This is a genomic window from Proteus sp. ZN5 (assembly GCF_011046025.1).
Classification (GTDB): Bacteria; Pseudomonadota; Gammaproteobacteria; order Enterobacterales; family Enterobacteriaceae; genus Proteus.
The window spans coordinates 4,225,726-4,238,287 of record NZ_CP047639.1; the positions used below are offsets into that span (position 1 = coordinate 4,225,726).

Below are 12,562 nucleotides of genomic sequence, written 5' to 3' on the forward strand. Positions count from 1 at the left end.
TTGGTATCTTGACTCTGGACTCTACTCCAAGCTGTAAAGTACTTATCAGATAGATAAATTTAGACTTTACTTTGTTGAACAAGGAGAGCCAGTTATGACTAAACATGCTCATAAACACGATAATCATAAACATACCGATGCTTGCTGCTCAAGTTCTCAATGCTGTTCAGGTCACTCAGAGAATAGTACGCGCTCACATACTGAAAGTGGACATTCTCATACTAAAATAGATAAAAGTGATCCTGAATGCGAGGATGAGCACCACCACGGACATTCCCACGAACATGATCATGATAATCACGACCATAACCATGATGAACACAACCACACTCATGGAAGCTGTGATATCAACGCCCCTGTCTCTAACATTGAGCCAGAAAAGATTGCACAACAGCGCTTTAGCTGGAAAGTACAAGGAATGGATTGCCCAAGTTGCGCTCAAAAAATTGAAACCGCAGCACTCAAAGTCACAGGTGTAAAACAAGCAAAAGTCCTTTTTGCCACTGAAAAACTGGTCGTTGATGCTGATAGTGATCTACGTGCTGATGTCATTGCAGCCATTAACAGTGCCGGTTTCGAGCTTTTTGATCTCTCATCGCCTCAATCCCAAAAAGTGGTGAAGCAGAGTTTCTTGAAAGAGAGCTCATTTGTGATTATTTTGGCGCTTTTAATGGCGATTAGTTGGGGTGCCGAGATTATTGATCCCCAAGCAGGTCGAGCCGCCTTTATTGCAACAACCTTAATTGGTCTATTCCCCATTGTGAAAAAGTCCTTACAACTTATTCGCAGTGGTACACCATTTGCTATCGAAACATTGATGAGTGTCGCTGCAATTGGTGCACTATTTATTAATGCAACCGAAGAAGCAGCAATGGTTATTTTGCTGTTTATGATTGGTGAAATGCTGGAGTCTTATGCCGCAGGACGTGCTCGTCGTGGTGTGAGTGCATTAATGGCATTAGTGCCAGAAGAAGCAACATTAGTCAAAGACGGTAAAAAACAAACTGTTCCTGTTGCGCAATTACGTCCGGGCGACATTATTGAGATTGCACCGGGTTCACGTTTGCCAACAGACGCGGAATTAGTCAGTGCATTTGCAAGCTTTGATGAAAGTGCATTAACGGGCGAATCCGTACCCGTAGAGCGTTTACAAGGTGAAAAAGTCGCTGCTGGTTGTTTATCTGTCGATAGATCTGTACAGATGAAAGTAGTATCAGAACAAGGGCAAAATGCTATCGACCGCATTTTGCAATTGATTGAAGAAGCAGAAGAGCGTAGAGCCCCAATTGAACGCTTTATTGACCGCTTTAGTCGTTACTATACACCTGCGATTATGCTGTTCTCTGCACTGGTTATTATTGTTCCGCCATTGTTGTTCTCACAACCTTGGGAAACATGGATTTATCGCGGCTTAACCCTATTACTCATTGGTTGTCCTTGTGCTTTAGTTATCTCAACACCAGCCGCCATCACGTCAGCATTAGCGGCTGCAACTAAACGCGGAGCGCTGATCAAAGGTGGTGCAGCATTAGAGCAATTAGGTACTGTTAATACTATCGCATTAGATAAAACAGGCACATTAACAGAAGGGAAACCTCAAGTTACTGATGTTGTTGCTGAAACCGGATTTAATGAAAAAGAAGTACTGACTTTTGCTTCATCTGTAGAAATTGGCTCTCATCACCCATTAGCAAAAGCCATTATCAATAAAGCACAAGATGAAGGTGTGCTTGTTGTTGAAGCGGAAGATCGTAAAGCGCTAGCGGGTAAAGGAATTGAAGGTTATTTAAATAGCCAACATATTCTGGTGAGTGCGCCTTCTCAATTATCAGAAGCCACATTACTCTCTTCTCAATGGCAACAAGAAGTTGCACGCCTTGAAGATGAAGGCAAAACCGTGGTAGTCGTATTAAAAGAGAGTCAGCTTGTCGGTGTTATTGCTATGCAGGATACCTTACGCAGCGATGCTGTCGAATCAATGAAGTTATTGAAAGAGATGAACATCAATGCCGTTATGCTAACAGGTGATAATCCAAGAGCAGCCGCGGCTATTGCGAAAAAATTAGGTATGGATTTCCGTGCAGGATTGCTGCCTGAAGATAAAGTGACTTCAGTCATGGAAATCAGTAAAACGCATAACACAATGATGGTGGGCGATGGTATCAATGATGCACCAGCAATGAAGGCAGCAACCATTGGTGTCGCGATGGGAAGCGGTACAGACGTTGCACTTGAAACAGCTGATGCAGCATTAACGCATAACCGTTTAACTGGCTTACCTGAAATTATTAAGTTGTCTCGTGCGACACGTAAAATTATCCGTGAAAACATCACGATAGCACTTGGTTTAAAAGCGATATTTTTAGTAACAAGCTTATTAGGAATTACTGGACTTTGGGTTGCTGTTCTTGCTGACTCAGGAGCAACAGCACTGGTAACAGCCAATGCCGTAAGACTGTTAAGAGTAAAAATTAGCGCTTCAAACAAAGAGTAAGCACGCTAAAATAACAAAACCCAAACCTCAGTATGTGGGGTTTGGGTTATTTTTTAGCGCGATAATAAGCAATATTTACAGTATAAATTACAGATTGCTCTCTTTTTTACGGATAAGATAACGATAAGGTGCAGATTGCGTCTCTTGATTTAATAAATCATGTTCCATAAATCGGCAAAAGCCAGGAATATCACGCACTGTGGCAGGATCATCAGCAATCACTAATAACGTCTCACCTAATGCCATATTTCTTATGGTTTTACGCACTAACATTACAGGCTCAGGGCAACGTAGCCCTAGCGTATCTAATGTCTTGGTTGCATCATCAAATTGAGCATTCATTCTATTAACCATTCTTCTTACACTGACAGATTTTGTCATTATATCTCGCTTTCGTGTTCACATCACGGCACATTAAGCACAAAGGTATTCCCCCTAACCTTTGCTTTTGTTGCGCAACAGGCGTATTATGCGCATCCTCTCATTTAAGAGAGAAATCACTGTTTTATTGGGTTCCCTCACCCCAATCACTAAAAAGGTACAATTTATGTATACGTTTACTCCCCGCCAAAAAGCGGTGGCGCTGTTATGGCTTTCTTTGTTCCACATCCTGATAATTACTTCTAGTAACTATCTTGTGCAGTTACCTATTTCCATTTTTGGTTTCCATACCACTTGGGGTGCCTTTACCTTTCCGTTTATTTTTCTGGCAACAGATTTAACAGTTCGTATTTATGGCGCACCACTTGCCAGACGCATTATTACCGCCGTTATGCTACCTGCATTAGCGATTTCTTACCTGATTTCAACGCTTTTCTTCCAAGGCAGTTGGCAGGGTTTTGCCTCATTAGCTGATTTTAATATCATGGTGGCAAGAATTGCGACAGCGAGCTTTATGGCTTATGTGTTAGGTCAAATCATGGATGTGTCTGTCTTTAATCGTTTAAGACAACAACAAAAATGGTGGGTAGCGCCAAGTGCAGCAATGTTCTTCGGTAATTTACTCGACACACTCGCATTCTTCTTTATTGCATTTTATCGTAGTACTGACGCATTTATGGCGGAGAATTGGGTTGAAATTGCATTAGTTGACTACGTGTTTAAATTGACCATTTGTATGCTGTTCTTCTTACCTGCTTATGGTGTCTTATTGAATTTTATTTTGCGTCACTTTTTCGCACAAGAAAATCAAAAACAAGATTATGCTGAAATTCGCTCATAATCTGGCTCATCTCGCAAAAAAATAATGATATAAATGTCATAATTCAAATAATAAAGCTTCATAAACCAATTTTATGAAGCTTTATTCTAATTGGAATAGTTTATTATTTTACATAAATATTTCGCAGAGTAATTAATTAGCATGATTAGTTAAACAACTCACAAAATATGACTTAAATATCAGTATTAGGATATTTTTCACATGCTAATATAAAAAGCCTTAATTATTTACAATAAATTATTTTATTCCCTCATTAAACTGTTAATGTATTCTTAGAACGTCTCCATATTGTTATATGTCAGTTGGGACGACGAGTCTCACCATAAGGATTTTTTACTCTCTTTTGCGAATAGTAGGAGTCTATTATGTTAAAAGTTATTCAATCCCCCGCTAAATATATTCAAGGGCCTGACGCGCTATATCATATTGGTAAATACGCAAAGCCTTTTGGTGATAGAGCACTAATTATTGCCGATAAATTTGTTATGGAACTTGTCGGTAGTACCGTTAAAGATAGTATGTCTCAGTATGAAGTTAATGGGCACTTCGAACTTTTTAATGGTGAATGCACACACAACGAAATCAATCGACTATCTGAACTTGCAAAAGTACAAGCCTCTCTTGTGATCATCGGTGTTGGTGGTGGTAAAACACTTGATACAGCCAAAGCTGTTGCTTATAAATGCCAACTTCCTGTCGTTATTTCCCCAACCATTGCTTCCACTGATGCCCCAACAAGCGCACTTTCTGTGATTTATACTGAATTAGGCGCATTTGATAGTTACCTTTTCTACCCAACAAATCCTGATGTTGTCGTGATGGATACTAATATCATCGCTTCTGCACCAGCTCGTTTATTAGTAGCAGGTATGGGGGATGCTTTAGCAACCTACTTTGAAGCAAGAGCTTGCAGTCATGCCCAAAAACAGACTATGGCAGGAGGTAAATCAACACTTGCAGCCTTAGCTCTAGCTGAACTTTGCTATAACACCCTTTTAGAAGATGGTTATAAGGCTAAACTTGCAGTAAGCCGTGGTGTCTGTACAACTGCGGTAGAAAATATTATTGAAGCTAATACCTTTTTAAGTGGTATCGGTTTTGAAAGTGCAGGTCTTGCGGCTGCCCACGCTATTCATAATGGATTTACGGCATTAGAAGAGTGTCACAACATGTATCATGGTGAAAAAGTTGCCTTTGGTACATTAGTCCAATTAGTGTTAGAAAACAGTCCATTAGAAGAGTTAGAAGAGTTTCTAGATTTCTGTATTTTAGTCGGACTACCTGTCACTTTGGAAGAATTAGGTATCAATGCCACAGGTGATGAGTTAAATGAAAAAATCATGGCGGTTGCTGAGTTAAGTTGCGCTGAAGGTGAGACAATTTATAACATGCCATTTGATATCGATTCCGATAAGGTTTACGCCGCGATTTTAACTGCCGACCAATTAGGACGGGAATGGCTTTATTAAAGCCTGAGTAAGCAGGGGGTGTTTATCTCCCTGTTTACATTTACAAGAAAGGGTGTTTTATGGTCAGTATCGTATTAGTTTCAAAGAGCCTTACGCTCGCCAATGGTATTAAAGAGCTCGTTAATCAGACTGTAGATCGCCAAGTAAAAATTGCCATTGCGACCAACTATCAAACACCTTCTGATCTTGCTAATGAAGTGTCACCAGAAACCATACTCACTGCAATTAAAAAGTGTTATAGCAAACAAGGTGTACTCGTTTTACTCGATACTTATCATTCAGCACAAAATGCAGCACTTGCCATCGCCAACCTTGATCACAACATTGCCACAAATGTTGCGTTAAGCTCAGCTCCGATTGTTGAAGGCACCTTAGCTGCCGCCAATAGTATTGCACTAGGCGCTTCACTTGAAGAAGCAGAAAAAGCAGCACATAAAACCATTACAATTAAAAAACTGCAATTAGGTGAAAATCTTCCTAATTTTAATATTCACCCTAAAAACACAAATTACGAACCTGTCAGAATTATCACCGCACCCGTTTGGCTATATCCTTATCACCGTTTCGTGATCCCTCGTAAAAAAATATCCTCTCATTTATTGCTTGAAGAGCAAAAACGCCTCATTAAAGCGATTGAGCGATCTAAAAAGGATATTGATTGGTTAACTGAGGAAGCGTATCGCAAGATTGGAGAACAGTATGCTCATATTTTTTCGAGTCACCGCTTCTTATTAGAAAATACCGAATTACAACTGACTGTATGTAGCATGATAAGTAAACATCACTGTAATGCTGAGTTTGCCTTACAGCAGACATTTATTGATTTAATAGATACTTACGCGCAAATGGATGATGATAATATGCGTGCTCGTGAAAGTGATTTAGATGATATTTTATCTCGATTACTACGCTATTTAACCTCAGCTCCTCCTCCAATCACACATCCTCCTTATGAAAATGCAATTCTAGTGACAAAACAGCTTCATCCTTCAACATTAATGGCTCTTGATACCAACAAGATAAAAGGGATTTTATTAAGTCATGGAAACCCACTATCTAATACTACTGTATTAGCTAATGCATTAGATATTCCAATTATTAACGAGGCGGGAAGGCAAGCTCTTTCGCTGACTGATGGGCAAAATATCACACTTAAAAAAGTCCAAAATATTTGGCTTTATCAAAATACCTATATCTCTCATTAAAAATAAGAGTATTTAAATAACCTGTGAACCACAGTGTCAGGTTATTTAACTTCTTTATTATCTTATATTCATCTCTTTTTTTACTAAAAATAAAAAAAGGGAACAAAAGATCCTCTTTTATTCCCTAGCTGCTTGTTATCTTAGTAATCAATTACTTTTTTATTATCTAATAGGCAATACTTATAATGCTCTTGCCAGTAAACTAATGGGGTGTTCACATTTTTTCGTTGTTGACATCTCAATTTGCCATTTACAGGTTTCACAGTCTGTGATCACCAAATCACAGCCACTCTCTTCAATTTGGCGGAATAAACCCGCACCAATGCCTTGAGCAACATCGTAGTTTTCAGATTTAAAACCATACGTTCCGGCAATACCACAGCATTGAGAATCTAAAACAATAACCTCAACACCAGGGATACGTTTAATTAAATCAATGGAATATGCTGTCCATCCCATTTTTTCCATATGACAAGGAGTGTGATACGCCACTTTTAGCGGAGTATGTTTCAGTGGTAATTCACGACCTTCTTCTAATAAACGATAAATATAGCGTGTTGCTAATTCAATATTTTCACGTACTTTTGATGTATCAACATCGAGGATATGTTCATACTCGTCACGAATAGTGAAAGTACAGGTTGATGATGTTGCAACGACAGGAATATTGTTTTCAACAATTTTTTCTGTCAGCGATTCAAGGTTTACTGCGGCTTGTTTTTTGGCTTGTTTAACAAAACCATTCGCAATTAATGCAACACCACAGCATTTTTCGCGTTTTAATAGCTGAACACCAATCTCCATTTTGTTGAATACTTTAACTAAGTCTTTCCCTAATTGTGGGTGATTATAGTTAGCGTAACAACCGTGGAAGAAGGCAACTTGATCTTTAAAACGCGCTTGCTCTTCAACTTGTTTTTTCATCCACGTTCTGAATGTACCAAAAGAGTATTTTGGTAATTCACGACGATGGTCGATTTTAAGTGCTTTATCCAAGATCTTACGTACAGGTTTTAATCCTGTAATGGTATTTACTATCGGCGCCATTGGCGTTGATAATGAACCCATTAAATCCGTATGACTTAAAATAGCGTCACGAAGTTTTGGTGTTTTTGTATTGTAGTTCAGTTTCGCACGCGAAATGATGTCACCAATCTTCACATCTGACGGACAAGCAACTTCACAACGCTTACAGTTAGTGCAATATTTCAATGCTTCATCATAAAGCATCGGATCTTTTAGGCGTAAACGCTCACCATCAGGGCCAGCTTGTTTAGGGCCGGGGTAAAGTGGATTTACTTTTGCAACTGGGCAATAAGTAGTACAAACAGTACACTTAATGCACGCTTCAAAACTGTTATCATGTAAACTCATTGTGCTGCCTCCACAACCGCAGATGTGGTCTGTTCTGATTTATTGTGCTGTAAAATTTGTTGCGCTGCATAAAGTGCGCTGATCATTGAAACGCCCGCACCACAACCTTCATTAAGCGGGTCAAACCCACCTAGTACAGCACCTACAGCGTAAACATTCTCTAAAACTTCGCCGTATTTCATCGGTCTTAATTGACTATCTGTATCAACGCCAAATCTCATATAAGGCTGTTTTGCAAAGACATTCACTTGCGTCCACTCATTGCGTGGTAGTGTCTCAAGCAAATCAAGCTCCATTAAAGGTTCATAGACACGATCAAACTCTGCAATTAAACCATTATTGAAGAAACTCCCTGTTGCCAATACAACATGTTCACTACGAATAGGAATATCAGTATGGTTTCGAGTATGAATACCTGTAACCTTATTACCAATTAAATCAACTTGTTCTGCACGATCACCCGGCATAATTAAACCGCCAGCTTTTTGGAAACGCAGTTTTAGTGCTTGGTGTAAACGAATACCTAATAGTGATGGTGGTAGCGTCGGTAATAAGCAAATAGGTTTGCCTACAAGTTGTTGAAGTAGCGTTACAGGCTCTTCAGCATCTAGCCCGATACATGCAGGTAAAATAATCGCTTCAACACTGTCATCAATATGTTTTTTCAGCTCTTCCGCTAACGCTTTGGTGTTTTCAGGCTTATCTAAATAGCGCGCAATATTGACTGCTCTAAATTCACTTGGGTTATCACGCAATCTGTCTAATAGCGGTAAATGAATATGATAAGGAATAGACTCAACACCTTGTTCACTCAGTGTATTGCTTGCAAATTGTGGCTGAAAATCTAAGAAACCTTCAATTCCAACAACCGCCAGCTTTTTCCACGGCAGTACTTGATTAACACCATGAGTGGGTACACGTTTTGGGCTCATCCAACTCATACGTGAACGCCCAACAGGTGTAATACGATAATGGTTTTCATCGCCACTACCTTGATATTCAAGACCTTTTGTACTTTCCAGTAATGATTGAGCCTGTTCAATTAAAGTCGAAACTTGCATTTCCCCCATACGGCTATAAGGGTGTTTAGGGGCAAGTTCAGCCAATGTTGCTAAGGCTTTCTTAGGCTGAGTCACTAACGAACCATCAGGAAGATGAGTTAATAGATCCAGCGAACCCGATGAAAAATGCAGTGCGCTTTGACCATTGCTAATAATTGCGCAAGACTTACCGGCTTCAGCAAGACGAATACCTGCGGTTAAACCTGCAAGCCCGCTACCTATAATGATGACGTCAAATTTCATTATCTGCCTCCGCTGAAGCTGTTTTTTCAATCATATCAGCATCTAAACCACATAAACCTTGATAAACCCAACTGGTAAATTCACTTTCACGTAATGCATTACCCCAAGCGATTGGTCGAATACCTTTCCAACGCTCATTTAAAAAATGGGCAAGCTGTTGTTCTGACTCGTGAGGAGTAGTAACTTGTAAACGGTTTAATAAACCCGCTGCACGACAAGCACAAAGTTCGCCTTGGCATGTTCCCATACCCACACGAGTACGGCGACGTAAATCAAGTAAATTATTGACTGTTAAAGAGTTAACAGCATAGCGAACTTCCCCCGCTGTAACGGCTTCACATTCACAAACCAAACTCTTATCACTACGCTCATTGCTTAATAATTTATTAGCTAAATCACCATGACGATAAACCGCAGAACCACGAATTGGCGCAGGTAATGAAACAACGCTACGTAATGCTTGCTCTGCTGACTGACGAGAGCCAGGTAAAGCTTCTTCTGCTGTGGTACATTTTGCAGAAACATTTAATTTTTCGCAGATTTTATCTGTTGCCCATTCAGCCATTAAGCGGTAAGTCATTAATTTACCGCCAGTAATAGTAATGAAGCCTTCTAATCCATCACGTTGCGCATGGTCGAGTAAAACAATACCACGACTAACATTACGACCAGATGGATCATCATCACTTGCCACTAAAGGACGCACACCTGCATAAGCACGTAAAATTCGAGTTTGAGCCAGTTTTGGCGCTAACATTGAACCTTCACGGATAAGAATATCGACTTCTTCAGGGGTGACATACATATTGTCGATTTCATCGTAAGGTACTCGTGTTGATGTTGTACCAATCAATGAAATAGTATCGCCAGGAACTAAAATATCGGCATCCGCAGGTTTACGACAACGGTTGATCACCATATTGTTAATACGATGACCCAAAATCAGTAATGCACCTTTGGCTGGGAACATACGAACTTTTAACTCACCATACTCAGCGATTTTTTGTCCCCAAATCCCCCCTGCATTCGCCACTATTTGCGCGCGAATTTCATACAGTTTTTTCGCTTGATGATCGTAAACTTTCACGCCTTTAACACGGTCACCTTCACGAATAAGCCCAACGACTTCATGATAAGTTAGTACTTGAGCACCATGTTCGCGAGCATCTAACATATTTGCGGCAGTTAAACGGAAAGGATCGACAGTACCATCAGGAACTTTAACCGCACCGATTAAATTAGGGTTAACAGAAGGCTCTAAGCGAATAGCTTCTTCGGGTGAAATCGCTTGAGCATCAATCCCTGCGGCTTGGCAAGATTGAATAAAGGTCTGTTGAAACTCTAAAGAATCTTCAGGAAGGGTAATAAAAAGGCCATCCGTTTTTTCAACACAATGACGAGCGACCCGTTTTAAAATCATGTTTTCTTCAATACACTCACGCGCTGACTCTGGGTCTGTTACTGCATAACGCGCACCACTGTGTAACAATCCATGATTTCGACCGGTTGCACCGGTTGCAATATCATGTCTTTCTAGCAGGACGCAACGTAATCCACGGCGTGCACAGTCTCTTGCCATGCCCGCACCAGTTGCTCCCCCGCCAATAATAATGACATCAGTTTCTGTCACTGGTGAACCGCTCATCATAGAGATGCCCTCTCACATTACATTCAGCAAACGCTTATTTATTCTTTAGCGTTAATTATAGTGTATAAGATACACAAAAAATGTGGTTAATGTTTGATAATGAGCAAAAACGAAAGAGAAACGCTCACGAGTGAAAGATTAAAACCACATATGTGACACCAATCACAAATTATTTAACAAAAAGTATTTGATAAAGTTAACATATCACTCAAAATTGCACATCTTGAAAAATTATTCGACAACTGAGTAATACCTCACAGTAAATTTGATTGTATAAGTTTACTATTAAGTTCGTTAAAGAAAATTTTTTGATAACTTCACTGTTCGTTTTGTCATTATTTAATATCAACATATTAAAATAAAAGCCATCGGAGGCTAATATGTTAAGTCTGTTTAGACCTGCGCCACATAAAGCGCGTTTGCCAAAAGAGCAGATAGATCCCGTCTATCGTCGTCTACGTTGGCAGATCTTTATGGGGATTTTCTTCGGTTACGCTGCTTATTATTTAGTAAGAAAAAACTTTGCGTTAGCAATGCCTTATCTTGTAGAAGAGGGTTTCTCAAAAGGGGATCTAGGTTTTGCGTTATCAGGGATCTCTATTGCTTATGGTTTCTCTAAGTTTATTATGGGATCGTTCTCTGACCGCGCTAACCCACGTTATTTCTTACCTGCAGGTCTTATTTTAGCATCTTTAGTGATGTTAGTTATGGGCTTTGTGCCATGGGCAACTTCGAGCATTATGGTTATGTTCGTTCTGTTGTTCCTTTGTGGTTGGTTCCAAGGTATGGGTTGGCCTCCTTGTGGACGTACCATGGTTCACTGGTGGTCACAGAAAGAACGTGGCGGTATCGTTTCTATCTGGAACTGTGCGCATAACGTCGGTGGTGGTTTACCTCCATTACTGTTCTTATTAGGTATGGCATGGTTTAACGACTGGAAAGCAGCGTTATATATGCCAGCATTTGCAGCAATTTTAGTTGCAATGATTGCATTCGCATTAATGCGCGATACCCCTCAATCTTGTGGTCTTCCATCGATTGAAGAGTACAAAAACGACTACCCACCTGATTATAAAGAAACAGACGAGCAAGAACTGACTGCAAAAGAAATCTTTATGAAGTATGTGTTCCCTAACAAACTTCTGTGGATGATTGCAATCGCGAACGTGTTCGTTTACTTACTGCGTTACGGCGTGCTGGACTGGTCACCAACTTATCTGCGTGAAGTAAAACACTTCGCAATGGATAAATCATCATGGGCTTACTTCTTATATGAATACGCGGGTATTCCAGGCACACTGCTGTGTGGTTGGATGTCGGATAAAGTGTTCAAAGGTAACCGTGGTGCGACAGGTGTGTTCTTCATGACCTTAGTTACTATCGCGACTATCGTATTCTGGATGAACCCAGCGGGTAACCCGAATGTTGATATGGCGTGTATGTTAATCATCGGTTTCTTAATCTACGGTCCTGTTATGTTGATTGGTCTGCATGCACTTGAGCTTGCACCGAAAAAAGCAGCAGGTACAGCAGCAGGCTTTACCGGTTTATTCGGTTACTTAGGTGGTTCTGTTGCGGCAAGTGCTATCGTAGGTTACACAGTTGACTACTTCGGCTGGGATGGCGGTTTTATGGTCATGATCGGCGGTAGTGCACTGTCTGTTGTGTTATTACTTATCGTGATGGTTACCGAAACCAAACACAAACGTGAAATGCTTCAGAAGTACGAATAATCGCTAACTGATTATTTATGAAATTAGTTAAATCTCATCTCTAAAAACCAAGCCACATCAACTGTTTTGATGTGGCTTTTTTATTGCCAACTGTACATAACTTTATTGTACGT

The 12,562-nt window shown here is 40.1% G+C and carries 9 protein-coding genes; 5 read left to right on the top strand and 4 right to left on the bottom strand.

The window, feature by feature from the left end:
- Positions 1-94: 94 nt before the first annotated feature.
- Positions 95-2,494, top strand: a complete 2,400-nt coding sequence (locus tag GTK47_RS19395) for a zinc/cadmium/mercury/lead-transporting ATPase (protein ID WP_165126298.1) — start codon at positions 95-97, stop codon at positions 2,492-2,494.
- A gap of 87 nt (positions 2,495-2,581) precedes the next feature.
- On the opposite strand, the gene tusA is transcribed toward GTK47_RS19395, so the two are convergent.
- The gene (tusA, locus tag GTK47_RS19400) at positions 2,582-2,836 is read right to left on the bottom strand and encodes a sulfurtransferase TusA (protein ID WP_036933135.1); all 255 of its coding nucleotides are present in this window, start codon (positions 2,834-2,836) and stop codon (positions 2,582-2,584) included.
- Between the two features lie 205 nt (positions 2,837-3,041).
- Here tusA and GTK47_RS19405 point away from each other — a divergent pair, with 205 nt between their 5' ends.
- The 3 genes from GTK47_RS19405 (at position 3,042) to GTK47_RS19415 (ending at position 6,390) form a co-directional block, all read left to right on the top strand.
- A complete protein-coding gene (locus tag GTK47_RS19405) occupies positions 3,042-3,716 on the top strand; it encodes a 7-cyano-7-deazaguanine/7-aminomethyl-7-deazaguanine transporter (protein WP_109409221.1) in 675 nt (224 codons plus the stop codon).
- Between the two features lie 365 nt (positions 3,717-4,081).
- Positions 4,082-5,185: a glycerol dehydrogenase gene (locus tag GTK47_RS19410; RefSeq protein ID WP_165126301.1), complete on the top strand. Its 1,104-nt coding sequence runs from the start codon at positions 4,082-4,084 to the stop codon at positions 5,183-5,185.
- Between the two features lie 59 nt (positions 5,186-5,244).
- A complete protein-coding gene (locus GTK47_RS19415) occupies positions 5,245-6,390 on the top strand; it encodes a phosphoenolpyruvate-utilizing N-terminal domain-containing protein (RefSeq protein ID WP_165126304.1) in 1,146 nt (381 codons plus the stop codon).
- Between the two features lie 180 nt (positions 6,391-6,570).
- Here the strand turns inward: GTK47_RS19415 and glpC are convergent, their stop codons facing one another.
- The 3 genes from glpC to glpA are packed head-to-tail and all read right to left on the bottom strand — an operon-like array spanning position 6,571 to position 10,716.
- Entirely contained in the window at positions 6,571-7,764 is a 1,194-nt protein-coding gene (gene glpC / locus GTK47_RS19420) for an anaerobic glycerol-3-phosphate dehydrogenase subunit GlpC (protein WP_151434141.1), read from the bottom strand.
- Positions 7,761-9,068: a glycerol-3-phosphate dehydrogenase subunit GlpB gene (glpB, locus tag GTK47_RS19425; protein WP_165126307.1), complete on the bottom strand. Its 1,308-nt coding sequence runs from the start codon at positions 9,066-9,068 to the stop codon at positions 7,761-7,763. The genes glpC and glpB overlap by 4 nt, the downstream gene beginning before the upstream one ends.
- On the bottom strand, positions 9,058-10,716 hold the full coding sequence (glpA, locus tag GTK47_RS19430) for an anaerobic glycerol-3-phosphate dehydrogenase subunit A (RefSeq protein ID WP_171455253.1): 1,659 nt from the start codon (positions 10,714-10,716) through the stop codon (positions 9,058-9,060). Before glpA ends, glpB begins: the two co-directional genes overlap by 11 nt.
- A gap of 380 nt (positions 10,717-11,096) precedes the next feature.
- Between glpA and glpT the strand changes: the two genes are divergently transcribed.
- A complete protein-coding gene (gene glpT, locus GTK47_RS19435; protein ID WP_036933142.1) occupies positions 11,097-12,449 on the top strand; it encodes a glycerol-3-phosphate transporter in 1,353 nt (450 codons plus the stop codon).
- Positions 12,450-12,562: the final 113 nt, after the last annotated feature.